The sequence below is a fragment of the Halopseudomonas sp. genome, assembly GCF_047631575.1.
Taxonomy (GTDB): domain Bacteria; phylum Pseudomonadota; class Gammaproteobacteria; order Pseudomonadales; family Pseudomonadaceae; genus Halopseudomonas.
In genome coordinates this window covers 284,396-310,761 of sequence record NZ_JBLIAB010000001.1, presented here as the reverse complement: position 1 = coordinate 310,761, position 26,366 = coordinate 284,396, and the positions used below count along the sequence as shown (strand labels likewise).

21 protein-coding genes are annotated in these 26,366 nt (G+C 55.9%); 12 read left to right on the top strand and 9 right to left on the bottom strand.

The window, feature by feature from the left end; all coding sequences use genetic code 11:
• The first annotated feature begins 138 nt into the window (after window positions 1–138).
• Genes parE through parC form a run of 3 tightly spaced genes read left to right on the top strand, consistent with a single transcriptional unit; the run spans window position 139 to window position 4,933 of the window.
• Entirely contained in the window at window positions 139–2,034 is a 1,896-nt protein-coding gene (parE, locus tag ACJAXR_RS01535) for a DNA topoisomerase IV subunit B (RefSeq protein WP_415056487.1), read from the top strand.
• A 45-nt stretch (window positions 2,035–2,079) separates the two neighbouring features.
• Entirely contained in the window at window positions 2,080–2,598 is a 519-nt protein-coding gene (locus ACJAXR_RS01530) for a TIGR02281 family clan AA aspartic protease (protein ID WP_415056486.1), read from the top strand.
• A gap of 49 nt (window positions 2,599–2,647) precedes the next feature.
• Window positions 2,648–4,933 carry a DNA topoisomerase IV subunit A gene (parC, locus tag ACJAXR_RS01525; protein WP_415056485.1) on the top strand — a complete coding sequence of 762 codons (2,286 nt, stop codon included), beginning with the start codon at window positions 2,648–2,650 and terminating at the stop codon, window positions 4,931–4,933.
• On the opposite strand, the gene ACJAXR_RS01520 is transcribed toward parC, so the two are convergent.
• Window positions 4,911–6,464: a hypothetical protein gene (locus tag ACJAXR_RS01520; RefSeq protein ID WP_415056484.1), complete on the bottom strand. Its 1,554-nt coding sequence runs from the start codon at window positions 6,462–6,464 to the stop codon at window positions 4,911–4,913. The two genes, parC and ACJAXR_RS01520, sit on opposite strands and share 23 nt — an antisense overlap.
• Before the next feature lie 196 nt (window positions 6,465–6,660).
• On the opposite strand from ACJAXR_RS01520, the gene serB reads away from it, so the two are divergent.
• Window positions 6,661–7,872 carry a phosphoserine phosphatase SerB gene (gene serB / locus ACJAXR_RS01515; protein ID WP_415056483.1) on the top strand — a complete coding sequence of 404 codons (1,212 nt, stop codon included), beginning with the start codon at window positions 6,661–6,663 and terminating at the stop codon, window positions 7,870–7,872.
• Window positions 7,873–7,912: 40 nt separating this feature from the next.
• Here the strand turns inward: serB and ACJAXR_RS01510 are convergent, their stop codons facing one another.
• The 3 genes from ACJAXR_RS01510 to epmB form a co-directional block, all read right to left on the bottom strand.
• Complete coding sequence (locus ACJAXR_RS01510; protein ID WP_415056482.1) at window positions 7,913–9,982, bottom strand: EAL domain-containing protein; 2,070 nt, start codon at window positions 9,980–9,982, stop codon at window positions 7,913–7,915.
• 50 nt (window positions 9,983–10,032) lie between these two features.
• Window positions 10,033–11,823: a molecular chaperone gene (locus ACJAXR_RS01505; RefSeq protein WP_415056481.1), complete on the bottom strand. Its 1,791-nt coding sequence runs from the start codon at window positions 11,821–11,823 to the stop codon at window positions 10,033–10,035.
• Between the two features lie 186 nt (window positions 11,824–12,009).
• Window positions 12,010–13,035, bottom strand: coding sequence for an EF-P beta-lysylation protein EpmB (gene epmB / locus ACJAXR_RS01500; RefSeq protein ID WP_415056480.1), 1,026 nt, complete (start codon window positions 13,033–13,035; stop codon window positions 12,010–12,012).
• A gap of 142 nt (window positions 13,036–13,177) precedes the next feature.
• Here epmB and efp point away from each other — a divergent pair, with 142 nt between their 5' ends.
• On the top strand, window positions 13,178–13,744 hold the full coding sequence (gene efp, locus ACJAXR_RS01495) for an elongation factor P (RefSeq protein WP_415056479.1): 567 nt from the start codon (window positions 13,178–13,180) through the stop codon (window positions 13,742–13,744).
• A gap of 109 nt (window positions 13,745–13,853) precedes the next feature.
• Entirely contained in the window at window positions 13,854–14,816 is a 963-nt protein-coding gene (gene epmA / locus ACJAXR_RS01490) for an elongation factor P--(R)-beta-lysine ligase (RefSeq protein ID WP_415056478.1), read from the top strand.
• 23 nt (window positions 14,817–14,839) lie between these two features.
• Here the strand turns inward: epmA and asd are convergent, their stop codons facing one another.
• From asd to ACJAXR_RS01475, 3 genes are read right to left on the bottom strand one after another with little or no spacing between them, the layout of a single operon-like run.
• Window positions 14,840–15,694, bottom strand: coding sequence for an archaetidylserine decarboxylase (gene asd / locus ACJAXR_RS01485; protein WP_415056477.1), 855 nt, complete (start codon window positions 15,692–15,694; stop codon window positions 14,840–14,842).
• Window positions 15,695–15,703: 9 nt separating this feature from the next.
• The gene (locus ACJAXR_RS01480; RefSeq protein WP_415056476.1) at window positions 15,704–16,513 is read right to left on the bottom strand and encodes a rhodanese-like domain-containing protein; all 810 of its coding nucleotides are present in this window, start codon (window positions 16,511–16,513) and stop codon (window positions 15,704–15,706) included.
• Window positions 16,514–16,549: 36 nt separating this feature from the next.
• Window positions 16,550–18,091, bottom strand: coding sequence for a hypothetical protein (locus tag ACJAXR_RS01475; RefSeq protein ID WP_415056475.1), 1,542 nt, complete (start codon window positions 18,089–18,091; stop codon window positions 16,550–16,552).
• 146 nt (window positions 18,092–18,237) lie between these two features.
• Here ACJAXR_RS01475 and motA point away from each other — a divergent pair, with 146 nt between their 5' ends.
• Both motA and motB read left to right on the top strand, forming a co-directional pair.
• Window positions 18,238–19,092, top strand: coding sequence for a flagellar motor stator protein MotA (gene motA / locus ACJAXR_RS01470; protein ID WP_415056954.1), 855 nt, complete (start codon window positions 18,238–18,240; stop codon window positions 19,090–19,092).
• A gap of 3 nt (window positions 19,093–19,095) precedes the next feature.
• Window positions 19,096–20,160, top strand: a complete 1,065-nt coding sequence (gene motB / locus ACJAXR_RS01465; protein WP_415056474.1) for a flagellar motor protein MotB — start codon at window positions 19,096–19,098, stop codon at window positions 20,158–20,160.
• Here motB and rsgA read toward each other — a convergent pair.
• A complete protein-coding gene (gene rsgA / locus ACJAXR_RS01460) occupies window positions 20,154–21,185 on the bottom strand; it encodes a small ribosomal subunit biogenesis GTPase RsgA (RefSeq protein ID WP_415056473.1) in 1,032 nt (343 codons plus the stop codon). The genes motB and rsgA overlap by 7 nt on opposite strands.
• Before the next feature lie 83 nt (window positions 21,186–21,268).
• Here rsgA and orn point away from each other — a divergent pair, with 83 nt between their 5' ends.
• Complete coding sequence (gene orn / locus ACJAXR_RS01455; protein WP_415056472.1) at window positions 21,269–21,811, top strand: oligoribonuclease; 543 nt, start codon at window positions 21,269–21,271, stop codon at window positions 21,809–21,811.
• A 10-nt stretch (window positions 21,812–21,821) separates the two neighbouring features.
• Here orn and queG read toward each other — a convergent pair whose 3' ends face one another.
• A complete protein-coding gene (gene queG / locus ACJAXR_RS01450) occupies window positions 21,822–22,889 on the bottom strand; it encodes a tRNA epoxyqueuosine(34) reductase QueG (protein WP_415056471.1) in 1,068 nt (355 codons plus the stop codon).
• 79 nt (window positions 22,890–22,968) lie between these two features.
• On the opposite strand from queG, the gene ACJAXR_RS01445 reads away from it, so the two are divergent.
• The 3 genes from ACJAXR_RS01445 to ACJAXR_RS01435 are packed head-to-tail and all read left to right on the top strand — an operon-like array spanning window position 22,969 to window position 26,365.
• Window positions 22,969–24,471 (top strand): NAD(P)H-hydrate dehydratase, encoded by a 1,503-nt coding sequence (locus ACJAXR_RS01445; RefSeq protein WP_415056470.1) that lies wholly within the window; start codon window positions 22,969–22,971, stop codon window positions 24,469–24,471.
• The gene (tsaE, locus tag ACJAXR_RS01440) at window positions 24,468–24,944 is read left to right on the top strand and encodes a tRNA (adenosine(37)-N6)-threonylcarbamoyltransferase complex ATPase subunit type 1 TsaE (protein ID WP_415056469.1); all 477 of its coding nucleotides are present in this window, start codon (window positions 24,468–24,470) and stop codon (window positions 24,942–24,944) included. The genes ACJAXR_RS01445 and tsaE overlap by 4 nt, the downstream gene beginning before the upstream one ends.
• Window positions 24,944–26,365 carry an N-acetylmuramoyl-L-alanine amidase gene (locus ACJAXR_RS01435; RefSeq protein WP_415056953.1) on the top strand — a complete coding sequence of 474 codons (1,422 nt, stop codon included), beginning with the start codon at window positions 24,944–24,946 and terminating at the stop codon, window positions 26,363–26,365. The genes tsaE and ACJAXR_RS01435 overlap by 1 nt, the downstream gene beginning before the upstream one ends.
• Window position 26,366: the final 1 nt, after the last annotated feature.

Here is a 26,366-nt window from a genome sequence, read left to right as displayed (position 1 = left end):
CGCGCCCGCGATCAAAACAAGCGGTCCGCCAGTCTGGCATCGAAGCGTTATGGGGGCCGCTTCGGTGGATTGCGCGGCATCGGCCAGTGAGTGTTATTCTCCCCCGCATTAGAAGAATCAAGGATAACCAGGCAGCCTATGTCTCAATCGACCTACAACGCCGATGCGCTGGAAGTGCTCACCGGTCTGGATCCGGTGCGTCGCCGCCCTGGCATGTACACGGATACAACACGGCCTAATCACCTGGCTCAGGAAGTCATCGATAACAGCGTCGATGAGGCTCTGGCCGGACACGCGCGCCGACTATCGGTGATCCTGCATGCGGACAACGCTCTGGAAGTTTCCGATGACGGACGTGGCATGCCCGTCGATATGCATGCCGAGGAAGGCGTGTCGGGTGTCGAGTTGATCTTTACTCGGTTGCATGCCGGTGGCAAATTCTCCAGTAAAAACTACCTGTTTTCCGGCGGTCTGCATGGTGTAGGCATTTCTGTGGTTAACGCGCTGTCTCTGCGTGTTGATGTGCGGGTGCGCCGCGACGGACAGGAATACGCGATGGCCTTCGAGCATGGTGAGAAGGTTAGCGAATTGAAAGTGGTTGGTGCCGTTGGCAAGCGCAATACCGGTACCACAGTGACCTTCTGGCCCAATGCAGATTATTTTGATTCGCCGAAATTCAGCGTCAGTCGGTTGAAACATCTGCTCAAGGCTAAGGCGGTGTTGTGCCCCGGTTTAACTGTCGAGTTTGACGACCGCCAATCCGGCGAGCAGAACACCTGGTATTACGAGGATGGCCTGCGTGATTATCTTATGGATGCCTGTGCAGAGTGGCCTAAAATGCCGGAGGAGCCTTTCACTGGTAGCCTTAAGGCGCGCCAGGAAACGGTGGACTGGGCGGTACTCTGGTTGCCCGAAGGCGGTGATCTGGTGCAGGAAAGTTACGTCAACCTGATTCCCACCGCTCAGGGCGGTACCCACGTGAACGGCTTGCGAGCCGGCCTGTTGGAGGCTATTCGCGAGTTTTGCGAGTTCCGTAATCTGCTGCCACGCGGCGTCAAGCTGGCTCCCGAGGATGTCTGGGAGCGGGTCAGTTACGTGCTCTCGTTGAAGATGGCTGAAGCGCAATTCTCCGGTCAGACCAAGGAACGACTGTCTTCTCGCGAATCGGCGGCTTTTGTCTCCGGTGTGGTTAAGGATGCCTTTAGTCTTTGGTTGAATCAGCATGCGGATATTGGCATGCAGATCGCCGAGCTAGCGATCAATCACGCCGGACGGCGCCTGAAAGCCGGCAAGAAAATCGAGCGAAAGCGCATCACCCAGGGTCCCGCTCTGCCGGGTAAGCTGGCCGATTGCGCGGGGCAGGATAGCCGGCGCTCGGAGTTGTTTCTGGTCGAAGGCGATTCGGCTGGCGGCAGCGCCAAGCAGGCGCGTGATAAGGAGTTTCAGGCGGTGATGCCGCTGCGAGGTAAGATTCTCAATACCTGGGAGGTGGATTCCAGCGAGGTTCTGGCTTCCCAGGAGGTGCACGACATCGCCGTGGCGATTGGAGTAGATCCCGGTTCTCCGGACCTCTTGCAGCTACGCTATGGCAAAATATGTATTCTGGCTGACGCCGATTCTGACGGTCTACATATTGCAACATTGCTGTGCGCGCTCTTCGTCAAGCACTTCCAACCCTTGGTCGCTGCGGGGCATGTATTTGTAGCGATGCCACCGCTATACCGTATTGATATCGGCAAGGAGCTGTTCTACGCACTGGATGATGCGGAGAAGCAGGGCATCCTTGATCGCATCGAGGCTGAAGGCAAGCGTGGCAAGATTCAGGTGACACGGTTCAAGGGACTAGGTGAAATGAACCCGCTGCAGTTGCGCGAAACTACCATGGCGCCGGATACACGGCGGTTGGTGCAGCTGACGATTGATGATATGCCAGGTACCGAAGCACTGATGGATATGTTGCTGGCAAAAAAACGCGCCCCGGACCGCAAGCGCTGGCTGGAAAGTAAGGGCGATATTGCGGAAGTATTGCTGTGAGTTCTGCCGCTTACGCCGCCGCTGCTCATCGGAGGAGCTAGACGTTTGAGCGAGACCGGTTCTACACAGCGCATCGGCAAGATAATGATGATTCTCGCCTGGGTCGCGGGGTTGAGTCTGGCGGCCATGTGGTTTTCCGGATTGGAAGAGCGCCGGATCAACCCGAACCAAACGCCCGAGTCGATTACAACCGACCGCGCAATTGAAGTGCGACTGCAATCCAACGCTCAGGGACACTATCTGTTGGGTGGCCAGATCAATGGTCGTGATGTCACCTTCCTGTTGGATACCGGTGCGACCTTTGTGGCGATTCCAGCGGGGGTGGCTGATCGTCTCGGTCTTCCCCGTGGTCGGCGCATAGCCGTCAATACAGCCAACGGGATGGCGGACAGCTATACCACCCGTATCGATTCGCTGCGCTTGGGTGCGATCGGCCTGGTAAACGTCAATGCGGGTATTGTGCCGGGCATGGACGGCGAAGAAATATTGCTCGGCATGAGCGCGCTACGTCAGCTGGACTTCAGCCAGCGCGGTGGGGAATTGATATTACGTCAGTATCGTTGACACAGGTTGGCGGGGACAGCCCGACAGCTTTGCCAAACAGAGGGAATGTATGAGTGACAGTCTGGATCTGAGTATGGACGGAGTTGAGCGTCGGGCGATGTCTGCCTTCACCGAAGAAGCTTATCTCAATTACTCCATGTACGTGATCATGGATCGCGCCTTGCCGCATATTGGCGACGGTCTCAAGCCGGTTCAGCGCCGCATCATCTACGCAATGAGCGAGCTGGGGCTCAGCGCAACCTCCAAGCATAAAAAGTCAGCACGCACGATCGGTGATGTATTGGGTAAATATCATCCTCACGGCGACTCGGCTTGTTACGAGGCCATGGTGCTGATGGCTCAACCGTTTTCCTATCGCTATACGCTGGTCGATGGCCAGGGCAACTGGGGTGCGCCGGACGACCCCAAGTCCTTTGCTGCTATGCGTTATACCGAAGCACGGCTGGCGCGCTACAGTGAGATATTGCTGACGGAAGTCGGACAGGGCACTGTTGACTGGCAACCGAACTTCGACGGCACCATGGATGAACCCATGGTGCTGCCCGCAAGGCTACCCAATCTTTTGCTCAATGGCACCACGGGTATTGCCGTAGGGATGGCCACCGACGTGCCGCCGCACAACCTGCGTGAGGTTGCAGCTGCCTGTGTGCGTTTGCTAGATGATCCCGGTGCTGGCCTTGATGAGCTGATGGAGCACATTCAAGGGCCTGATTATCCCACTGAAGCTGAAATCATTACGCCACGCAGTGAACTGTTGAAGATGTATGCTTCAGGCCGCGGATCAGTCAAGGCCCGCGCCATCTGGACTCGGGAAGAGGGCGATATTGTCATAACGGCCTTGCCTCACCAAGTATCCGGCTCCAAGGTACTGGAGCAAATCGCCGCACAGATGCAGGCGAAAAAGTTGCCAATGGTCGCTGACCTGCGTGATGAATCCGATCACGAGAATCCGACCCGTATCGTTATTGTGCCGCGCTCCAACCGCGTGGATGCCGAAGAACTGATGCAGCATCTCTTCGCCACTACCGAACTCGAGCACAGTTATCGCGTCAACATGAACGTCATCGGTACCGATGGACGTCCTGCAGTCAAGGATCTGCGGGGACTGATCGGCGAATGGCTCGGATTTCGTATCTCTACTGTGCGTCGGCGTCTGCAGTTCCGATTGGACAAGGTACTGTCGCGCCTGCATCTGTTGGAAGGTTTGATGATCGCGATGCTCAATCTCGACGAGGTGATTCACATCATCCGTACCGAGGAGCATCCGCGTGCGGAGCTGATGAGTCGCTTCGCCTTGAGCGAACTGCAGGCTGACTACATTCTTGATACTCGCCTGCGTCAGTTGGCTCGACTGGAAGAAATGAAGATCCGCGGCGAGCAGTATGCTTTGGCCGATGAACGTGACAAGCTGCAGGCGCTGCTGGGCAGCGACAAGCTGTTGCGCAATCTGGTGCGTGACGAACTGATAGCCGATGGCGAGACCTACGGTGATGAGCGTCGCTCGCCACTGGTGGAGCGGCGGGAAGCAAAGGCGTTATCGGAAACCGAGCTATTGCCATCTGAGCCAGTCACTGTTGTGCTGTCGGAAAAAGGCTGGGTGCGATGCGCCAAAGGTCATGATGTGGCGGGTGCCAGTCTCACTTATAAACCAGGGGACGCATTTCAGGCTCAGGCCAGCGGACGTTCCAATCAGCAAGTCGTTTTCATCGACACGACCGGACGCAGTTACTCCCTCCTGGCGCACACCTTGCCGTCGGCGAGGGGCCAGGGTGAGCCGTTAACAGGTAGATTAAGCCCAGTGCCAGGTGCTCGCTTCGAGTGCGTGATGATGCCGGATGATCAGTCACTCTATTTGTTGGCATCCGACGCGGGTTACGGATTTGTCGCCCAAGGCTCCGATCTGCTGGCCAAAAACAAAAATGGCAAGGCGCTGCTATCCATCCCCGAGGGCGGCAAAGTGATGTCGCCTTTAGCCGTAGGCAAGGACAAGGACGATCAGGTGGTCGCTGTGTCGAATGAGGGTAGGCTTCTGGTTTTCCCCTTGTCAGAACTGCCGCGGCTGGCCAAGGGTAAGGGTAACAAAATTCTGTCGGTGCCTGCGGCCAGGGTTAGAGTCCGCGAGGAGTTTGTGTTGGACATTGCCGTGTTGCCGCTTGATGCCAATCTGGTGCTGACTGCGGGCAAGCGAACTCTGACCTTACGGCCAAGTGATCTGGAGCATTACCGAGGTGAGCGTGGCCGGCGGGGCAACAAATTGCCCCGGGGCTTCCAGAAAGTTGATCAGGTCACGGTGGAGAAAGCTAAAGCCAGTGTCAACCCGGACGTTGCTGGTTGAAGTGTCGGAGCTGTTGCTCCAGCATCGCCTGGTAGGGGACGTGCAATCGTTCGATGCAGTAGATGCCGGGTTGGCTTGCCAGGCGGCGGACTACAGCACGTTCTTTCAAAGAAGCACTATCGGCCAGTGTTGCATCTAGCAAGAGCAGGTTGCGACTGAACTGAACGGGTCCTATGACCGCTTGGCACTCTGGTCGCTCGGCTAGTGCGTCTGTCGGTATGTCCTTGAGGTCAGAGACATGTCCAATGGCGAGCTGCAGGTGCAGAGTGATGCCCGTGTCGGCAATCTCTACTTGGAGCTCATGGCCCAGCACGCGCAAAAGCTCACCGCAGCACAGTGCGTGAGTCAACTCGTCGTGTCTGCACTCTCGCGCATGAAAAACAACCAGGCTGGTACCGTCGTGGAACGTCTGCAGGCGGCCGCTGTATAGCTCGCAGGCACGCTGAAGCTGCTCGCGGTAACGGTCCAGCAGCGCCATTAAGCGCGGTCTTGGCAGACGTCTGAGCGCGTCTTGATTGCCTAGCCTGACTGCCAGAATAGCTGTTTCTGGCGGTTGTTGGATCGTGAGCGGATCCGCTGTCGGGGGTGCTTGCGGGTCTGACTCAAACCCAGATGTCGGTTCTGGCGCAATGTTTTGCTCCACGATATTCTGTTTTTCCTCGCCCCCAGTCTTGTCGATTGCATCAGCGATATCCATCTTCGGCTCAAGCAGGTCATCGGGAGAAACGGATCTGCCATCAGCTTCGCCAGGGTCTGATGTTTCTTCTCCAGCGATCATAGACTGTGCTAAATGATCGGTAGTTGCAGCTTCGGGTACAGGCTCGGGTTCAGGTTCCGGAGGCATATCAATAATCTGGCGTTCACCTAATTGCCTAGCCAGATCGCCCAACTCATCGCGCCGGGCAAAGCCCGGAACTGCTTGCCCGGAGTCGCCATACCAGAGACCCAGTCCTAGCAGGCTCAGGCGCATGCTGCGGGCGACTCGCCAAGCGACCAGGCCAGCAATCAGGGCAAGCAGCATAGTGCCCCACACTAAGCGCCAAAGCAGGGTATTTGCTGGTCCAACAAAGGGCTCTGCCGCCAGATAGAGCTGTACCTGACCAACGATCGTCTCCTGAAAATGCACCACAGCATTAAACTGACCCTGGCCGGGCGCTATACCCCGGCGTCCCGGTTCGTCACCGGCCTCGGCGATCAGCCGGTTCTCAGCGGTATAAAGGCGGACATGGCTTATCAGCGGGTTACGCTTCCATTGTGCGAGTTGAATATTGAGACTCAGCTGGTCATCGGCGGACAGTGGCTCGGCTAGCGATGCTGCGATTTGTCTTGCCAGCTCGGTGCCCGCGCCATCAGCCTGCCGGGCGACTTCACTATTCAGTTGTAATTTTGCGACGCCTAGTAACAGGAGTAGGGCTGCAAGAGGAATAAGGACCATGAGGAGCAGCTTGCCGGTCAGCTTCACACTGTGTGCACGCCAAGCGGCGTAGCTCCGCAGAAACAGGTTGTCGGAAGCAGGGGGTATCTGATTCAAGGTAAGGCTCTGTCAGTGGAAAAGTGTAGGTGGGACGCTTTCAAGTAAACACAGTTCCCGCAAAATCGAGAGCTGAAAGACTGATTGGGTAAAGTATAGCGATTCCAGTCGGACGGCAAAAGGCTGTATGTGTGAGCTGATAGGCAATTGCAGGTAGAATAGCCTTCCATATTAACTTGAGACTGGAGCGGGTACCTTGAAGGAAATCGTGCTGATCAATATCACCGGACCGGACCGGCCAGGACTTACCGCGGCTATCACCGGCATCCTTGCGCGAGCTGAAGTGAATATTCTGGATATAGGCCAGGCCGTGATTCACGATACGTTGTCGTTCGGAATATTGGTTGAGATGGCCGGTGGCGAAACGATGGCTGATGTACTCAAGGATGTTCTGTTTCGGGGCTATGAGCTTGACCAGCAGGTGCGCTTCACGCCTGTGAGCGCTGAGGAGTATAGCCGCTGGGTCACCGGACAGGGAAAGCCTAGACATATTGTCACGTTACTCGCTCGCCGTGTCACGGCCGAGCACATCGCTCTTGTCAGTGACATTACCGCGCGTTACGGGTTGAACATCGATCAGATCGACCGCTTGTCCGGCCGAATACCCGAGGGGCTTCCAGCGGATCAGGGCAAGGGTTGTATCGAGTTTTCGGTTCGCGGTGAGCCTGACGATCCCGCGCAGCTGCGGGCCGAGTTTCTCACCATCGCCCAACAACTTAATGTGGATATCGCTTTCCAGCAAGACAGTATATTTAGACGTAATCGGCGTCTGGTGGTTTTCGATATGGATTCCACACTGATCGATGCTGAGGTGATCGACGAGCTGGCCAAGGCTGCGGGCGTCGGCGAGCAGGTATCAGCCATAACCGAGCGAGCCATGCGCGGCGAGCTGGACTTCAAAGCGAGTTTCCGTGAACGCATGGCGTTACTCAAAGGGTTGCCGGAAAGCGTACTGGAAGAAGTTGCTGATTCTCTGCGCCTGACCGAAGGCGCAGAGACATTGATCAGTCAGCTGCGCCGCCTGGGCTACAAAACGGCAATCCTGTCGGGTGGTTTCAGTTATTTCGCTGAGCGCTTGCAAGAGCGTCTAGGGATCGATTACGTCTATGCCAATGCCCTGCCGGTCGAAAATGGCCTAGTGACCGGAGGCGTAAAAGAACCGATTGTTGATGGGCAGCGTAAGGCGGATCTGCTGCGCGAATTGGCGCAACGGGAAGGCATCAGTCTAGAGCAGACTATTGCGGTGGGCGATGGAGCCAACGATTTACCCATGCTGGCTATAGCCGGGTTGGGCGTCGCCTTTCGAGCCAAGCCACTGGTCAAACAATCAGCCAAGCAGGCCATTTCGACCCTGGGTTTGGATGGCATCCTGTATCTGCTTGGATTTCGCGACAGAGAGGGTGTCTGAACCGCTGGCCCGGAGCAAATAACTGTCTCCAGGCCAGTGTTTACTCAGCTGAAAAGTCGTAATTCATTCCGTCAGTGGGCGATTGTAAGTAATGTCCCTGAATGTAGTTCACCCCGGCCTGCCAGAGTGTTGGCATCATCGTGGCGCTGTCTACATAGGGCACTATCGTCAGTTTGCCCATGCCGTGCAGTGTCGCGACTATCTCTTTGAGTGCATTTGCTGATTCTGGATCGGCGAGTTCCCGGGTAAATGAGCCGTCAATCTTGATAAAGTCGACGTGAAGGTGCTTGAGCGATGCGTAGGGATTCAAGGCGCAACCGAAGTGGCTCAAGGACACCTTGCAGTGCATGGAGCGTAACGACTCTGTGAGTACTTTTGCTTGCTTCATATACGTATTGGCGTCGGCATCATTAAACTGGAATATGATGCTGTCAGAAGGCAGACGGTTTTCCTTCAGCAAGCCCGAAACCCAATGGGCAAGTTGAGGCTCCTGCAAGCTGGCACTACTGAGATTGATCAAAAGGCGCGTGTCCGATCCTTTGCCGCGCTGACCAGCAAGCAGCCTGATGGACCGGCTGATTACCCAACGATCAATCTCTACTGCTAGTCCAGCGTCGCTGATGGCCGGCATGAACTCTGCGGCGGATACTTCCTCACCCTGGGAGTTGAGCAGTCGCAGATAAGTCTCGTAATGCTCATGATTGTCCCCACGCAGGCTAATCACCGGCTGGAACAACAATTTGAACCCGTTGGTTTCAAGAGCGTGCGTCACCAGGGCGATCAGATTGCCGCGATTAGCCTGATTAGCCAGCTCTTCCAGCGGATTGAATACCTTGATTGCATTGCCGCCGGCTTGGGTGACTTGTTCTGCCAGACGATGAGCACGGTCAATCGCTTCTTCGGGTTTAGGACTTGTTTCGCTGATTGAAGACACGCCCATGCTGACAGTGATCTGTATGGTTCGGCCACTGGCCTCGAACAGATTTGCTTCAACCTTGCCACGCAAGTTGTCAAGCGAGGCTAAGATAGCTTCTGGCTCTCCCCCGTTTAGCAAAATGCAAAAAGCATCATCGCTGAAACGTGAGATCAGTGTGGATTCCGGGAAAGCTTCACGTAGTAGTTGAGCCAGGTCCGCCAGCATCAGATCCGCACCACCAATACCGATGTCAGTCTGAACCCCGTTGAAACTGTCAATACTCATGTAGATCAGTGAGCTGGCCAGCCCTCCCTGGACTACTTTCTCGCTGATCGCTTCGAGCTGCTCTTGGAAGTAGGCGCGGTTGAATAGTCCGGTGACAAGGTCTTTGCTGGCAAGTGCTTTGAGCTTCAGTTCAAAGTCGGCACTGGCGGTTTCTGCACGAATAACGACCTGAGTGCAGGGCTCGCTATCGTAGCTCGCGGATGAAAAGCTCAAGGTGATCGGGAACTCCTTGCCATCGACACCCACGCCGCTGCAGCGCATTTCATTCTGATCGCCCTGATCGATGTAATGACGTAGAAACGTCTTAAAGGTGGCTTGGTCCTTGGTAGCTATTAAACCCACCATGGGTTCCGCCGCAAGGTCGTCGGCATCATCGTAACCGAATAGATGGATATATGAGCGGTTCGCATAAATATGCATCCCGTCATGCACATAGGCTATGGCATCGACCGAGCTGCTTAGGAGTAGTTGACAGCGTTTTTCTGTTTCGCGTAATGATTGTTCCGCGATGCGCTGTTGGCGTCGTGCAGTCAAGCTCAGCAGTTCCCGTTTGACTACCAGAGCCAGCAATGAGTCGGTGGATTCGGATACGGCATCGTGCATTCCGTGCATCAAGGCTTCGGTACGCACGTTTTCGTTCAATTCCTTGGCAACAAGCACAAAAGGGATGTCGCGAGAATGCCTGAGAATCATGGCGCTGGCGTCATTCGCACTCATGAAGCTGGTCTGGCTTACGGCGAGACAGAGGTCCCAGTTCTGCTGGAGCGATTCCTGCAGATCTTCGACGGAGGTGATCCGATGGGCGCGGGTCGCGTGGCCCGCATTTCGCAGGATGCTGACCAGACGCTCGGCATTATTTTGCGAGTCGTCCAGAATCAGTAATCTAATGGCGTGAGTATCTTTGCCCATGATCTTCCAGACTAGATCGGGCCGATAGGGCCCGGTTTTGGAATCTGAATTTACAGAGACTTCCAGAGGGAGTCAAAGTCATCGTCAGTACTAACGGTTAACGCAGAGCCAGCCGTCTGTGGTTTGACTTGTTTCTCTCCAGTTTCTTCCAATAAATGGTATTCAAACTGGCTGAAGCTACCACTGGCAGCGATGCGGTCAGTCAGATGAGCGCGCACTTCCCGGTTACCCTGAAGGATCATAACTTTACTGTTCACGCTGAACGGCATGCGCGGTGTGATAATAGTGGAGGGGCGGTCAATAGCGGTTACCTCGGGTAGTATCAGTGCTCGCAGGTATTGACTTGGCTGTTCAGTCTTGCGGATCAGTTTGAGCGCACATGGTGTGCAGTGCGGCGCCACCAGCTCAACACCCATCTGCGTACCACCACCTCTCACCTGGCGTATCCAGCGCACAACGGCCAGGCTCCAGTCCTGATCGCTTTCTTCCTGAATGCCAAGCAGCTCACCTGCTTGCAACTGCTTGGGGACGTCGCGTGGCCAGGTCAGGCAGAATCCACCCGGGCTGTGGTTAACGATGGGCAGGGCGTGTATCGGATAGTGCTCTTCGCCTTCCTCATTGCCGCTGTTATCGCCTAGGTCCTTGTAATTGATCTGCTCGACGCCGCCTGGCTGCCAGTCTACCGGTTGACCTGAGTCGAACGCTGAGTTCCAGCCCTCCTGACGCGACCGCTGAGCAGCATCGGTGAAAGGATTGATTTCGTGTTCGTCGGCGCTCATAAAATGGGCAAAAGTGGTCTGAGCGATACGGAAATGCGTTGCGCTCATGCCAATGCTGATTTTCAATACACCCCGGCCGGGCACGCGGTTGAACGTGCGTTCGGCCAAGTCTCCCCAGGATTGACTTACATGTTGCAGCATCTCGATGCCGAGTCCCTCAGGTACACGCAAGCCGGAATGGTTTTCGCCACCGTTGAGCATGTATTCCTTGATAGAGTCGACCAGTCGATCGGTGCTCAACCCAAGGCTATTGGATGGATCTTCTTCAAGAATCAGCGAGCGGTAACGGGGCGGACAATCCATTGCTGGATTGACGATGAAAAGGGCTTTGGGATCTTCTGGTGGAAGCAGGTTAGCAAGCCGCGACCAGTCCTCGAGTATTACAAAGAGCCTACCCATGGCACTTTGGCGCATCTGGTTCGGTCGAGCGGATCCCATAAGCAACGCTATCAGGTAGCACTGCTCTATGCTCAGGGGCTTGCCTTCAAGACTTTCGCTATCGTTAATCGGCTGCTGATGTAAATTGCGCTTGCGCGCGAGCTGATACAGCTGGTGCAGCTCCAGCCAAACACCGTCGGCTACGGGACAATAAAGTTGAAAGGCTCGTAACAGGGGGCCACATAGGCCTCGCATGGCACGTTGGATAGCGAGTCCAATAAGAGCAGAATGATCGCGTGAACGGATCTGACGCTCTTGGGCGACCACAATCTTGTAGCCGTTGGCCAGATGGTTCTGTAACGACTGGGAAAGATTGGCAACCTTGCGTGGCTTGTCTTCCAGGACGATTGATTGACCTAGATAATACTTTGATAGCGCACTGCAAACGTAATAAACCTCGGGTCGTATTTGCTCCAGAATCGCCAGCCGTTTGTCCGGAGCAATCTCCAGTTGATTGATTTCAATCAGCCCCTGGTACAGTTGTCTTGCCGTTTCCCCAATGTTGGCTTTGGGCAGGTTAGCAATCCAGTTGACAATACCTTTCTCGCTACCCTCAGCAAAACTCAATGTTTTGAGATGTTGCTGGGGTATCCGCAAACTCAGCCTTTGGGCTGTGCTTTCCATAAGAGTCCTGTCCATTTCAAACGGGTCAATCCGAGTCCCGACGCGGTGTGGGCGGGTTCCGAAGAAGATGCGCTAAGACGGAACCGGCTTTGTTCAATACTTTATCAGTTAATAAGTGTGCGCGCTAAGTCCTGTAATATATAGCTGCGGACGGCAGACACTAAATTGACGCAGGTGGTTCCATTTTCAATCGGCGGCCAACTCTACTGGAAGTGGCACTTTAGCCGCTTTTCCAGCGACTTCCCTGACTAGCTTGGGCACGAGAAAACCTGGCAGGCGGGTGAGCATGCGACCCACCAGCTGTTGGGCTTCTTCATCTTCCACATTAAAATGTTGAGCACCCCTTACTCGATCAAGCACATGCAGATAATAAGGCATAACGCCGTGATCGCCCAGCGCTTCGCTCAGATCAATAAGTTGTTCAAGTTTATGGTTGACGCCTCGCAGCAATACAGACTGGTTCAGGAGCATCATTCCCGCCGCCCGCATTTTGCTTATAGCCTCCGCAACGCTCTGATCGATTTCGTTGGCGTGGTTGCAGTGCAGCACCATGGTTACAGGAAGGCGGGTGCCGCACAGGGCTTCAATCAACGTAGGAGTGACCCGTTGCGGAATTACCACAGGCAACCGAGTATGCACCCGCAAGCGCCTGACATGATCGATAGAGGCGATCTCCCGGGTAAGCCAGGCGAGTCTTCGGTCATTGGCCGCCAACGGGTCGCCACCGCTGAAGATCACCTCACGCACGCTTGGGTCCCGGCGGATATAATCAAGCGCATCTTGCCACTGGGCGGTACCGAGGTTGTTTTCTTCATATGGAAAGTGGCGGCGGAAGCAATAGCGGCAGTTTATAGCGCATCCGCCGCTAACCACTAAAAGAAGTCGGCCGTGGTACTTATGTATCACGCCAGGTAAGGCGTTGGCGTGCTGCTCACCCAGCGGATCGAGCACGTAACCGTTTTGTTGATGCAGTTCCTCACCGATGGGTAAAACCTGCCTGAGCAGAGGGTCGTGGGGGTCGCCTGGTACCATGCGTGCAAGGTAAGGTTCTGGCACTCGCAAAGCAAATTCGCGGCTGGCAGCGTATGCTGACTCGAGCAACGAAGGGTCGAGATTCAGCCGTCGCAGCAGCACATTCGGGTCGGTAATACTGGTGGCAAGAAGATTTTGCCAGGTCGCAGGCTCAACAGCTGTGGAAGATACATGTATCATTGTGTTTTTCGGCGCATGGGTAGCTGGGCATCCGTCTGACGTTGGCTCACCACGTCGGTCGCAGTCCGGGCTTGCTGGCTGGAGCTGTGCTTGTGCTCTGCGCGATACCGGACATTCCGTTCAAACTGTCAGTGGGAAATATATGGCTAACTATTCTACCAACGAATTCAAGTCGGGTCTTAAAGTGATGCTCGATGGCGATCCTTGTGCGATTCTCGAGAACGAGTTTGTCAAACCGGGCAAGGGGCAGGCATTCAACCGCGTCAAGGTCCGCAATCTGAAAACGGGCCGTGTCAACGAGCGTACTTTCAAGTCCGGCGACAGTCTGGAGGGCGCAGACGTCATGGATCGTGAAATGGAGTATCTGTATACCGATAGCGAATTCTGGCATTTTATGGCGACGGACGGTTCTTTCGAGCAGGTTGCGGCCGATGAAAAAGCTATCAGCGATGCCAGTAACTGGCTCAAGGAGCAAGTGATCTACCAGGTGACGTTATATAACGGTGCACCGATTGCCGTTACGCCACCCAATTTTGTTGAGCTGGAAGTAGTCGAGACTGATCCAGGCGTTCGCGGCGATACCTCTGGCGGCGGTACCAAGCCGGCCAAGCTGCTTACGGGCGCCGTGGTCAAGGTGCCTCTGTTCATTAACGTGGGCGATGTTCTCAAGGTCGATACACGCAGTGGCGACTATGTCGGCCGTGCCTGAGTGACGGATTCTCTGCCGCATTGATGGTTTGCATTTTTATACGTGATGCGAAAACCGGGGCCTTGCCCCGGTTTTTTATTTCTACAAAACGCTTCTTTCAGGAGACTATATGACGCACCAGTGGCAACCGTCGGCATCAATGTCCGCGTTGCGCGCTCGCGCGGCGGTGATCGCTAAAATACGGGCATTCTTCGCTGATCGGGATGTGCTGGAGGTCGACACGCCAGCATTGTCGAGTGCGGCGGTGAGCGATCCCCATCTTTTTCCTTTTGCGACTGTCTTTGTGCCTGACGGCGGTGGTGAATCATCTTGCTATTATCTGCAAACGTCTCCTGAATATCCGATGAAACGCCTGCTTGCGGCAGGCAGTGGTTCTATCTGGCAGCTGGCTAAGGTGTTTCGCAACGGCGAAAGCGGCAGTCGTCATAATCCCGAGTTCAGCATGTTGGAGTGGTATCGCCCGGGGTTTGATCATCATCGCCTGATGGACGAAGTAGACGAGCTTGTATGCGCAATTTTGAGTGTTGCTCCGGCACGAAGGGTGACCTACGCAACGCTTTTTGCTGATTTGTTAAGCCTGGATATCCATCGCTGCTCCGACGCCCAGCTGGCTGAGGAATCGCGTCTGCGCTGTGGTTTCAAGGGAGAACTGAGCCGTGATGGTTGGTTAGAGCTGCTTTTCTCCCATTGCATCGAGCCGCTACTAGTGGAACCGACGATGGTCTACGCCTTTCCTGCTTCGCAGGCAGCTTTGGCGCAAGTATTGGAGGGGGATGATCATGTGCCGAGCGCTGCCCGCTTTGAGTTATTTATTCGAGGCATGGAGCTGGCCAATGGTTACTTTGAACTCACGGACTCGCAGGAGCAGACCAGACGTTTCGAGCTCGATCAGGACCAGCGTCGGGAGCTGGGGCGGTCGGTGCTGCCCGTCGACGCGTTATTGATCGATGCCTTGCGAACGGGGATGCCATCCTGTGCTGGCGTTGCTTTGGGTGTTGACCGTCTGATTATGTTGGCGCTAGACGCCAAACGCATTGATGAGGTTATCGCGTTCGGCTTTGATCGCGCCTGAACTAACGCCGCAGGCGCTGCAGCTCAAGACGTAATCAGATCCCCCATGCGTTGCCCCATGCGCACAGCGTCGCCCGCTTTTAATGATTCGGTCCACTGGGCGCGTCCCGGACCGAAAAGGATAATAGCCGTTGAGCCGAGCTTGAAGCGGCCCATCTCGGTGCCACGGTCCAGTGCCGGAGCGGCCTGGCCATACTGCTCGATTTTTAGCTGGCGTTTGGGTGGTGCCACCAGCCCAGCCCAAGGTGTTTCCACTGATGCGACGATCATCGCCCCGACCAGCACCACGGCCATCGGGCCTGCTTCAGTGTCGAAAAGACAGACTACCCGCTCGTTGCGCGCGAACAGTTCAGGTACATTTTCAGCAGTATTGCGGTTGACGGAGAATAATTTGCCAGGCACGTAGATCATTTCCCGCAGCTCGCCACCCAGTGGCATGTGCACCCTATGGTAATCCCGCGGGGAAAGATAAACGGTGGCGAATTGTCCACCTTGAAATAGAGCTGCGTGCTCGGGATTGCCGCCCAATAACTCCAGAGCGCTGAAGCTCTGACCTTTCGCCTGGAATATCCGGCCGTGCTCTATTGCACCCAGCTGACTTATCGCACCGTCGGCAGGGCACAGAATGGAGTTGGGCTCATCATGAAGCGGGCGTGCTCCTTTTTTCAGGGCGCGAGTGAAAAAATCGTTGAAGCAGCTAAAAGCTGTGGGATCTTCCTCAACCGCCTCGGACATGTCTACCTGATAACGATCGACGAACCAGTTGATGAAGGCATTTTTCAACCAGGGCCAGTGGCAATCAGCTACTGCCCCGGCGAGTCTCGATAGCAAGTGCTGGGGAAGCAGGTACTGCATGATGATAAATAAACGATCGCGCATGGAGTGTCCTCAGGATTCGACGGGTGTGTTTGGATGGTTGCCCCATTCAGACCAGGACCCGGGATAGGCCCTGACGCGGGGGAAGCCAAGAATCTTTGCTGCCAGATAGGTAAAGCCGGAACGATGGTGTGTCTGACAATGGGTGATAATCTGCTTGTCCTGGGTAATGCCCTGGCTTTTGAGTCGCTCTGCCAGGTCACTGCGCAGCCGCAGTCCGCGCTGAGGATCCATGCCCTCGGTCCATTCAAAGTTGATAGCACCGGGAATATGTCCGCCTTTTTTAGAAAAGGCTTTTTCGCCACGATACTCTGCCGGCGATCTTGCATCCCATACGACGAGTTCGGGGTTGCTCAGTTCTGTCTGAAGCGCTTGCAAAGTGATGCTTGGGCCTGGGTCGATTTGTAGTTCCGGTGTGGTGGGTTCGACGGTGGAAGGGTTTTGCTCCGTGGGATGGCCATCCTCCAGCCATGCCTTCAGGCCGCCGTTAATGTAACTGTAATGGGGATGGCTAACCGCATCGAGTAGCCAAATGAATCTACCAGCCCAGCCTCCGCCTTCGTCATCGTAGACGATATAGTGCAGGCCACCATGGTGTCCGAGCTCTCCGAGCAAGTGCTGCAGCGCTTCACGATCCGGCAACAGCCCCGGCACTGGTAGGCCCGACGTGATACGCGCGGGTGTCAGATGCACTGCTCCTGGAATATGCGCTTGGGCGTATTGTTCGGCGGTAGAAAGGTCCACCAGACGGACACAGTTCGGATCGAGATCGGGAGGGAGGTCCTCGGGTTCGATCAGAAGCGGGAATAGGGGGTCGAGCATAAGCGTCTCCATCGGTTAAGGCTCTATGATAATGGCTCAGGTCTTTTGCTTGAAGCTGACCAGCGCCCGATTAAGACACTCTGCTGTTTTGATCAAGGCGAGGCGCTGTTTGTCGACTGTCAGGCTTAACGCTGTCTCACCTTGTGTCCCCAGAAGGCCTATTAGTTGTTTTTTGTAAAACAGTGGAAGTAGCCGGGTTGTGCCCTCGGTCGCGATGTGAAAGAGGCTGTGTGGAAAGGGTTCAGTATCCAGAGCGATTAGCGCCGAGTTCACTTCATGGCACGCATCACTCTGTAGCCATTGGCCCCAGGCATTGCCGCGACCTTCACCCAAAGAAAGCCCCACAGGGCTTTTTGTTTTAGCGAAGCCATGCTCTGCCAATACAATCAACTCGTGTTTGCGTGAATTATACAGTGCGACCCAGCTTTGCTCTGCGCCCAGCCCACGCGTTGTGGCGTGTAGCGCGGTTTCGATCAGATCATTCAAATTGGCGAACGGGCTATGCTGGCTGGCGAGCATCGTACAGGCTTGTCGCCATAGCGCTGAGTCGGCTCCGGGCGCTGTGGCGGTGGTTGTTGCGACAGCAGCCATGCCAAGGTGCCTGCGAGACCCGCCCGGCCATATAAGCGCTTCTGCGGGTAACCAAAGAGTTGATCCGTGATGATGATGCAGGTTTCGTGCACTGTTTACTGCGTTGACATGACTGGCGGCTTGGACTTCGGCCACGCTTTGGCCAAGATATAGGGCCGTTAGCTGTTGCCAGCGGCGGGTGTGCCGCGCATCCCAATCATGGTACGCACCTAGCGCCAAGCCGTTTGCCATCACCAGGCTGTTGGCAGGCAGTGTCAGCCAGCGCGACAGGTTTCGATCGGCATCCAGTGCAGCTTGCTGTTCCTGAGGATGTTGGCTGTCGCGGGCGATATGCAAAGCCTTGACTATTGTTTTACGGCTGGTACTCAGCGAGCGGTAGCCTTGCATAATCCAAGGTGGCAGCCACCAATCCCGGGCAATTTTCTGTGCTAGCCCCAGCACCCGTTCGCTATTGAGCAGCCAGAGGCTTAGCTCGGCGCCCTGTTGCGCTTTGTCCAGATGATGTGCGTCCCACTCTTCGAAGATCTCGGGGCGCAGGTAGACTAGTACCCAGCAGGGTGAGAGAAACAGTAGGCTGGCCAGAGATACTTCATGCCATAGACGCGCCATGCGATGGGCGAACAGGCCCTGAGATTGCGCTAACGCATGCTCGCTGATACTCAGGATTTGGCGGTAGGCATCAGGCATTTCACTCGCTTCTAGAACAGGCAAATCCTTTATAATGTCGTTTAGGCGATGTGTGCCCAGCAGATTACAGGCTTGTTCAAGAGTAAGGATGTCGATGTCTCTGCGCCGTGCTAAGTCGCCAGCCACGCGACAGACCTGCAGCGCGGCAGCCGGAACGCGCAGCAGTTCAGCGACCAGTTCGGAAAAATTTAACATCTCCCGTTCTAGGTAGCTGCAAAGCGCCAATTGTTGTTTTTTTTCAATTGGCAGCACAAAGGCGTTCAGATTTTGGCGCAGTATGCCGATATCATCTTGTGCCATGTCAGTTATTTTGGGTTGTTCTGTGCTCATGGTGTTTGGGGCTTTACAATAGCTTATATGATTTCTCACATGACTATAACGTGAACAAGCTGGTTTTGCTGCCGCTGCGCAGTGGTTTCGTGTCTTTCAGGGAATTTGATGGGTCTATGTTGAAAATCGGCGGTTATCTGGTAGTTCTCTGCAGCGTGTTAGGTGGCTTCATGGCCTCCGGCGGAAAGCTTGCTGCACTGTGGCACCCCTTTGAAATCCTGATTATTGGTGGGGCTGCCTTTGGTGCATTTTTGGTCGCCAATAACATGGCTACAATCAAGAAAGTATTCGCCAAGGTTCCTGTGATTATCTTCGGCCATCGCTTTGGTAAGCCTTTCTATCTTGACGTGCTCGGAGTGCTTTACGAAGTCCTGAACAAGAGTCGTCGCGAAGGCATGATGTCGATCGAAGCCGATATCGAAGAGCCCGCAGAAAGTCCTATCTTCAGCAAATATCCGGCGGTTCTTAAAGATAAGCACATGACTGAATTTATCTGTGATTACCTTCGGATCATGTCGACCGGCAATATGGCACCGCACGAGCTTGAGGCGCTGTTCGATGTGGAGATATCCAGCCTCACCGAAGAACTCGAAGGCCCGAGCCACGCGGTAACGCGGGTGGCTGATGGTTTGCCGGCATTCGGTATTGTTGCCGCCGTTCTGGGTATCGTCATTACCATGAGCGTCTTGGGTGAAGCCGACAATAAGATGATCGGTGAAAAAGTCGCGACGGCACTAGTGGGTACCTTCTTGGGTATCTGGGCGGCTTACGGGTTTGTGGGTCCTTTCGCGGCGGCAATGGAGCACGAGGCGCATGAAGAGATCAACACCTATGAGGCGATCAAGATGTGTCTGGTGGCGAGCGCCCAGGGTCTGCCGCCGGCTCTTGCGGTTGAATTCGGTCGCAAGGCGCTTTTGCCAGAGCACCGCCCCAGCTTCCTTGAGTTGGAAGAGTCGGTGAAGGGGCGCTGATCGGTGGACAATAATCAACCAATCATTGTTAAACGCATTACTCGTAAGGGCGGTGGGCACCATGGTGGTGCCTGGAAAATTGCTTTTGCTGACTTCGCTGTTGCTATGATGGCGTTCTTCCTGGTGATGTGGCTGCTGACCACTGCGACGCCTGAAGAGCTCAAAAAAATCTCCGGTTATTTTAACGACCCAATTGGATTCGCTGAGGGGGGTAGTCCCTTTGCCATTGACCTGGGTGGTACGCCCACCGTTGCACCGAAGAGAACGCTCAGTGACGTTGACGAGGAAGAAGTCCCCATACCCGATGATCAAGAATCCAACTCCGCAGCGCAGCAGGCCGAAGACGCTGCTCAGGAGCGCGTTGAGAATCTTGAGCTGGAAATGTTGTTGCAGGAGCTGCAAAACAAGATAGACGTCGAGCCCGTTCTGCAGCGATTCAAGGATCAAATCCTGCTCGAGATCACTCAGGACGGACTGCGCATCCAGATTGTGGATGCGGAAAACCGGCCCATGTTCGCCAGCGGCAGTCCTCAACTGCAACCCTACTTTGAAGAAATTTTACTCGCACTCAGTGATACGATTGCCGTAGTGCCGAAAAAAATCAGTATCGGAGGACATACCGATGCGGCCCCTTTTGCAGGTCGTCGCGGCTATGGTAACTGGGAGTTGTCTACCGAAAGAGCCAACGCTGCGCGGCGCACCCTGCTGGTCGCAGGCTACCCGGAGAGTCAATTGGCGCGAGTTGTTGGTTTCGCTGATTCGGCGCATTTTGATCGCACAGACCCGCTCAGTCCGACTAATCGGCGGATCGATATCGTGGTGTTGAAAAAGCGCGCTGAAGACCAGATTCTGGATGGCTTTGGCGAGCGTGTAGAGCGTCCTGATGCTGAAGTAGTACCTGTCGGCTCTGAGCTAAACCAGAATCCCGCAGCGGAAGCGGATTTCGCTCCCGAGCTGGAGCCGGAGGCTTCACCATTGGATCAGCAACCGGTCGAATCTGAGCCCCCAGCGACGCGGTCGCCCAATTTTTTCGATGACGGCGGGACGGCTCAGCCGCTGGATCAATAGCTCTGCGGGCCGATACTGGAGAGTATCTGCCGGTAGCTGCTGATTCGGCTGGCTGATATATCGCCACGTGCGACGGCATTGAGTAGCGCGCATCCGGGTTCATGCAAATGGGCGCAATCGCGGAATTTGCAATAGCCAAGAAAAGGTCTGAACTCGATAAACCCTTCCAGCAGGTCTTCGTGACTGATGTGGGTCAGACCGAACTCACGGATACCTGGCGAGTCGATCAGATCACCGCCCTCGGGAAAATGGAACAGTTTGGCTGTTGTCGTGGTGTGCGTTCCCTGTCCGCTAGACTCCGACAGCGCGCCCACGCGCAGATCGATACCGGGTAGCAGCGCGTTTATCAGAGAAGATTTGCCTACACCGGACTGGCCGACAAATACACTGACATGGTCCTTCAATGAGGCCTGTAGCTCGTCCAGGCCGGCACCTGAGCTGGCGGACAGCTCGAGCACTTGATAGCCGAGCTGTGCATACACATCGAGCCATGCGCGAATATCCGCAAATTCGCCGCCCAGCAACAGGTCTGCCTTGTTCAATACCAACAAGGGACTGAGACCTGACTGTTCTGCGGCGACCAGATAACGGTCAATCAAGGTGGTGTACGGGGTAGGCAGTGGGGCGAAGACAATGACCAGGCGATCAACGTTAGCCGCTACTGGCTTCAGTTGACCACGGTGGTCGGGCCGATTGAGTTCCGACACACGGGGCAATTGCGCCACGATCACGCCGCCGGACTGATTGTCGGCCCGCCATATGACGCGGTCGCCGGTGACCATTGCGGGCAAATTGGCCCGCAGGTGGCAGCGACGAATTTGTCCGGCGTGGGACCCCTCGGTCGCTTCGACGTCTACCTGTACGCCAAAGTGGGCAATCACCAGGCCTTGTTGTTCGGGGCCCAGATCGCCGCCGATCAGGCTTTCTTCGGCCATATCGGCCCGGCGACTGGCGCGGACGGTGCGCTCGTCCTGAATTTTCTGAATACGCCAGTTCTGGCGTCTGGTGAGGTGTCGCTTGGCCATGTGGTGCACTGATTCCGGAAGTTGCGCCAGTGTAGCATGCGCCGCGTATACTCGATCACCACCATCTGACAGCAGGAGCCCACATGGCTAACGACGACAACCTCATCTGGATCGATCTGGAGATGACCGGTCTGGATACGGATAATGATGTGATCATCGAGATCGCCACGGTAGTAACCGATGCGCAACTTAATGTGCTGGCCGAAGGGCCCGTCATGGCAGTGAAGCAACCGGATTCGATGCTGGACGCCATGGACGATTGGAATACCCGGCAGCATGGTGGATCAGGGCTTACTCAGCGGGTTCGTGAGAGCCAGATCAGCGCTGTCGAGGCGCAACAACAGACGCTAGATTTTCTGCGGCTGTGGGTGCCCGCGCGTAAGTCACCAATGTGCGGTAATAGCATCTGCCAGGATCGGCGCTTTTTACACCGGGGCATGCCTGAGCTGGAACAGTATTTCCACTATCGCAACCTTGATGTGTCTACTCTGAAAGAGCTGGCCTCGCGTTGGGCGCCGGACCTCAAGGGTGGCTTCAAAAAGGCGAGCAGCCATTTGGCGCTCGACGATATTTATGACTCCATTGCCGAGCTTAAATACTACCGAGAGCATTTCATCAAGTACTGACCCGACAGGTTCAGGGCATCTGGCCATGGCGCTGCAAGGCCCAGATCACATGCTCCCTGACCAATTCGGAGGAATGTTCGCGTCGCGCTTTGAGCGCCTCGATCACGGGTATGCTGGTCGAGGCGTTGCCGAGCCCTACTGCTAGATTACGTAGCCAGCGTTCATGTCCTATACGGCGTATTGCAGAACCCTCGGTATGGCTCAGGAAGGTGGCCTCATCCCACAGGAAAAGACTGGCCAGGGTGGCTTGGTCCAACTGATGGCGGGGATTGAAATCGGTTTCTGCTGTCGGTTTGGCAAACTTGTTCCAGGGGCAGACCATCTGGCAATCGTCACAGCCAAAAACGCGATTGCCCATCAACGGCCGTAATTCCAGCGGTATTGCCCCTTTCAGTTCGATGGTCAGGTAGGAGATGCAGCGTCTGGCATCCAGCACATGAGCGCCGACAAAGGCTCCGGTTGGGCAAGTGTCCAGGCAAGCAGTGCAACTGCCGCAGTGTTCGGTTTCCTGGGCTGCATCCACGGGTAGCGGTAAATCGGTAAACAATTCGCCGAGAAAGAAATAACTGCCTGCCCTGGGGTGGATCAACATGGTGTTCTTGCCTATCCAGCCAAGCCCGGCCCGGGTGGCGAGGGCGCGCTCCATTACCGGCGCGCTGTCTACGAAAGCACGGTAGCCAAAGGGCCCGATAAGAGCCTGGATGCGCTCAGCCAAATGCTGCAGGCGCCGGCGCATGAGCTTATGATAGTCGCGCCCCAGGGCGTAGCGTGAAATATAGGCATGATCTGATTGTTTCAAGCGCTTGGCCATGGCCGTGTCGGCGGGTAGATAATCCATGCGCACGGAAATGACGCGGCAGGTGCCGGGGACGAGTTCATCTGGGCGGGTCCGTTTGCTACCGTGGCTTGCCATCCACGTCATCTCGCCCTGGTAGCCAGCATCCAGCCAGGCATGCAAGCGCCCCTCATGCTCGCCAATCTGCGCTGTACTGATTCCCACCTGTTGAAACCCCAGTTCCTGGCCCAGCGAGCGAATCTGCTCGGCTAGTTCTTGAGGGTCCGCGCTGACGTCGGTCATGCTGTTCCGGTCTTAAAATTTGGGAAGGGGTGAAATAGCCCCTACAATTGTGCCAGACATCGCCCGAGGTAGCATGCCCATGACCACGCCATTGCCGATCAATATTTACACTGCTGCACAAAGTCGCCAGATCGATGAAGCCATTATCCAGGGCGCAATACCCGGAAGCGAATTGATGCAGCGCGCAGCGCAGTCATTGTGGCAGCGTCTCGAGCGACGCTGGCCCGAGGGGGCGGAGCTTACGGCGCTGTGCGGAGGGGGTAATAACGGTGGCGACGGTTATCTGGTCGCGCGGCTTGCCCGCTTGGCGGGGTGGTCAGTGCGCGTGTTGTCGCTGGCATCGCCAGACAGTTTGCAGGGTGATGCTGCGCAGGCCTGCAGGGCCGCCAAGGCGGCGGGTGTGGATATCGAACCCTGGCAGGTGGGGCAACCCCTGCGCGGCATCGTACTTGATGCGATGCTCGGAACAGGTACCGGCGGTAACGTTCGCGAGCCTTACGCTGGGGCCATCAGGGCCATTAATAATAGCGGTTTGCCCGTGGTGTCGGTTGATTTGCCCAGCGGTCTTCATGCTGACCGCGGCGTGGTAATGGGAGAGGCCGTGTTCGCTGACCTGACAGTAACCTTTATTACGCTCAAGCTGGGACTGTTGACCGCCCAGGGACCTGATCATTCGGGTGAATTACACTTCGCCGCATTAGCTGACCTGCCGCACCGGATGCCTGAACCCGTAGCACAGCGTCTGGATTTGCGGGACTGGCGCGCTACCCTAGAGAGGCGACCGCGTGGCGCGCATAAAGGGATGTTCGGGCATGTGCTGGTTATCGGTGGTGATCTGGGTATGGGCGGTGCGGCGTTACTTGCTGCTGAGGCTGCCTTGCGAAGCGGGGCTGGCAGGGTGAGTGCAGCAACTCGCAGCGCGCACATTGCGCCTTTGCTTGCCCGTTGTCCGGAAGTCATGGTGCATGGCGCGGACGCTCCAGAGAACGTTGACACATTGATCTCGAAGGCCGATGTGCTGGTGGTTGGTCCGGGCCTGGGTGCCGGGGAATGGGGTCAGCGGATCATGGACAGCGTTCTGCGAAGTGCTGCTCCCAAGGTGCTGGATGCCGATGCGTTGAATATCATTGCCGGTCGTTTTGCCCATGGTACAGACCTGGGCAACAACTGTATCATCACGCCGCATCCTGCCGAGGCAGGTCGGCTTCTGGGTTGTTCTACCGCTGAGGTTCAATCTGACCGGCTCAGAGCGCTCGAGCTTCTGGTTCAGCGCTACGGCTGCGCCGTGGTACTCAAGGGTGTTGGTAGCCTTATTGGTGGCGGAGAACCGAATGCTGAGCCCGTCGCACTCTGTATTGCTGGTAATCCAGGCATGGCAACGGCGGGCATGGGTGACGTTCTTTCAGGGCTATGTGGTGCCATGTTGGGTCAGGGCCTGCAAGCGGGCACGGCAGCGCGCTATGCGGTGTTGATCCACGGCATGGCGGGCGACGCCGCCGCTGTCTTGGGCGAGCGGGGCTTGCTTGCTACCGACCTGATGATGCCCATCCGCCGATTGCTGAACATACAGGATCTTAAATGATAGAAGTGATACTTGCCGAGGGTGAGCAGGCCATGGAGGCTGTTGGGGCAGCTATTGGCCGCGCGATGCGGGCCCATGGGGTGATCTATTTGCGCGGCGACCTTGGTGCGGGAAAAACCACCCTCAGTCGTGGTCTGATTCGAGCCCAGGGATACGCAGGTGCAGTCAAAAGCCCCACTTTTACTCTGGTCGAGCCCTATGAGCTGAGTGACCGGGCTATTTATCATTTCGATCTGTATCGTTTGCTGGACCCGGAAGAGCTGGAGTTTCTTGGAGTTCGCGATTATTTTTCGGCTGATAGCCTGTGTCTGGTCGAGTGGCCGGAGAAGGGTGAAGGGGTTTTGCCAAGCCCGGATATGATCATTACTATTGCAGTGAGTGGCACTGGGCGTAGATTAGTGGTCGAAAGTCATAGCGCGCATGGTGAAGCTGCGTGCCAACAACTACACACACGGGATGATGCACAAACGTGATCTTGAATGGCGGTATAACAGGTCGGGTTGCATTGAGCTGGTTGATAGCGGGCGTGTTACTGGTCCTCTCCGGTCTGGTAAATGCTGCTGATATCCAGAGCGTAAGACTGTGGAGGGCGCCGGATAATACGCGACTGGTGTTTGACCTTTCTGGCCCAGCCGATCATAGCTTGTTTACTCTGTCCAATCCGGAACGGCTGGTTATCGACATCACTGGAGCGAGTTTTTCTGCTGATGTGTCCGGCCTGCCGCTGAGTGATACGCCACTGACCGGAGTGCGTTCCGCGCCCAGAGACAAAACAGATTTGCGGGTGGTGCTTGACCTCTCTCGGCAGGTCAATCCCAAAAGCTTTGCTTTGCCACCCAACCAGCAATACGGCCACCGCCTGGTTATTGATCTCTACGACCACGAAGAGCCACGCGAAACAATCTCGGCGCCTGCTCGGCCCAGTGCCTCACCGTTGCCGCAGACACCGAGCCGAGGTGGTAGTTTGGGAGGTGAGCGCAAAATTCTGATTGCAGTTGACGCTGGTCACGGAGGAGAAGACCCCGGTGCACTAGGTCCCGGGGGGGTCCGTGAGAAGGAAGTCGTACTGGCGATTTCCCGTGAGCTGAAAAAGTTAATGGATGCCGAGCCAGGTTTTGAGGCGGTGCTGGTCCGCACGGGTGATTACTTTATTCCCTTGCGTAAGCGCACCGATATCGCGCGCAAGCATGGTGCTGATCTCTTTGTTTCTGTGCATGCGGACGCCTTTACCCGGGCGAGTGCTTTCGGCGCTTCGGTGTTCGCTCTCTCGGACAGTGGCGCCACCTCTGAGACGGCCCGTTTGCTGGCAGACCGGGAGAACCGGTCAGACCTCATTGGCGGCGTAGGGGGTGTCAATTTGGGTAACAGGGACCAAGTACTGGCCAGTGTGTTGCTTGATCTGTCCATGACGGCAACCTTGTCGGCCAGCCTGGATGTGGGGCAGCAGGTGCTGTCCGCTGTAGGAGGTATTACACCCTTGCACAAACGCCGGGTAGAGCAGGCCGGTTTTATGGTGCTCAAGTCTCCGGACATACCGTCAATTCTGGTAGAGACCGGGTTTATCTCCAATCCTGGGGAAGCACGTAAGCTTGTCACTTCGAGTCATCAGCAGGCTCTTGCCCGGGCGATGCACACCGGGATACGTGATTATTTTCACCGTAATCCACCGCCTGGCACGCGTATCGCTGCGATGAAATCCAATGGCCAATTACAGGCCCAGCGCCCACGTGAATACCAGGTTGTGCGGGGCGATACGTTGTCTTTGATTGCGACTCGCTTTGATGTCAGCCTGAGCAACCTGCGCCAGTCCAACGGTCTGGGTAACGATCAAATCCGCGTCGGCCAGATACTCAAAGTTCCGGCCGGCAGTATGCTGGTCAAGAACGAGCCGTGAT

What these genes read in the sequence shown, in the direction of transcription:
- parE (WP_415056487.1), top strand. Translation starts at nt 139, where the DNA reads ATGTCTCAATCGACCTACAACGCCGATGCGCTGGAAGTGCTCACCGGT.
- parC (WP_415056485.1), top strand. Translation starts at nt 2,648, where the DNA reads ATGAGTGACAGTCTGGATCTGAGTATGGACGGAGTTGAGCGTCGGGCG.
- ACJAXR_RS01510 (WP_415056482.1), bottom strand. Translation starts at nt 9,982, where the DNA reads ATGGGCAAAGATACTCACGCCATTAGATTACTGATTCTGGACGACTCG.
- ACJAXR_RS01505 (WP_415056481.1), bottom strand. Translation starts at nt 11,823, where the DNA reads ATGGAAAGCACAGCCCAAAGGCTGAGTTTGCGGATACCCCAGCAACAT.
- epmB (WP_415056480.1), bottom strand. Translation starts at nt 13,035, where the DNA reads ATGATACATGTATCTTCCACAGCTGTTGAGCCTGCGACCTGGCAAAAT.
- efp (WP_415056479.1), top strand. Translation starts at nt 13,178, where the DNA reads ATGGCTAACTATTCTACCAACGAATTCAAGTCGGGTCTTAAAGTGATG.
- epmA (WP_415056478.1), top strand. Translation starts at nt 13,854, where the DNA reads ATGACGCACCAGTGGCAACCGTCGGCATCAATGTCCGCGTTGCGCGCT.
- asd (WP_415056477.1), bottom strand. Translation starts at nt 15,694, where the DNA reads ATGCGCGATCGTTTATTTATCATCATGCAGTACCTGCTTCCCCAGCAC.
- ACJAXR_RS01480 (WP_415056476.1), bottom strand. Translation starts at nt 16,513, where the DNA reads ATGCTCGACCCCCTATTCCCGCTTCTGATCGAACCCGAGGACCTCCCT.
- ACJAXR_RS01475 (WP_415056475.1), bottom strand. Translation starts at nt 18,091, where the DNA reads ATGGCACAAGATGATATCGGCATACTGCGCCAAAATCTGAACGCCTTT.
- motA (WP_415056954.1), top strand. Translation starts at nt 18,238, where the DNA reads ATGTTGAAAATCGGCGGTTATCTGGTAGTTCTCTGCAGCGTGTTAGGT.
- rsgA (WP_415056473.1), bottom strand. Translation starts at nt 21,185, where the DNA reads ATGGCCAAGCGACACCTCACCAGACGCCAGAACTGGCGTATTCAGAAA.
- orn (WP_415056472.1), top strand. Translation starts at nt 21,269, where the DNA reads ATGGCTAACGACGACAACCTCATCTGGATCGATCTGGAGATGACCGGT.
- queG (WP_415056471.1), bottom strand. Translation starts at nt 22,889, where the DNA reads ATGACCGACGTCAGCGCGGACCCTCAAGAACTAGCCGAGCAGATTCGC.
- ACJAXR_RS01445 (WP_415056470.1), top strand. Translation starts at nt 22,969, where the DNA reads ATGACCACGCCATTGCCGATCAATATTTACACTGCTGCACAAAGTCGC.
- tsaE (WP_415056469.1), top strand. Translation starts at nt 24,468, where the DNA reads ATGATAGAAGTGATACTTGCCGAGGGTGAGCAGGCCATGGAGGCTGTT.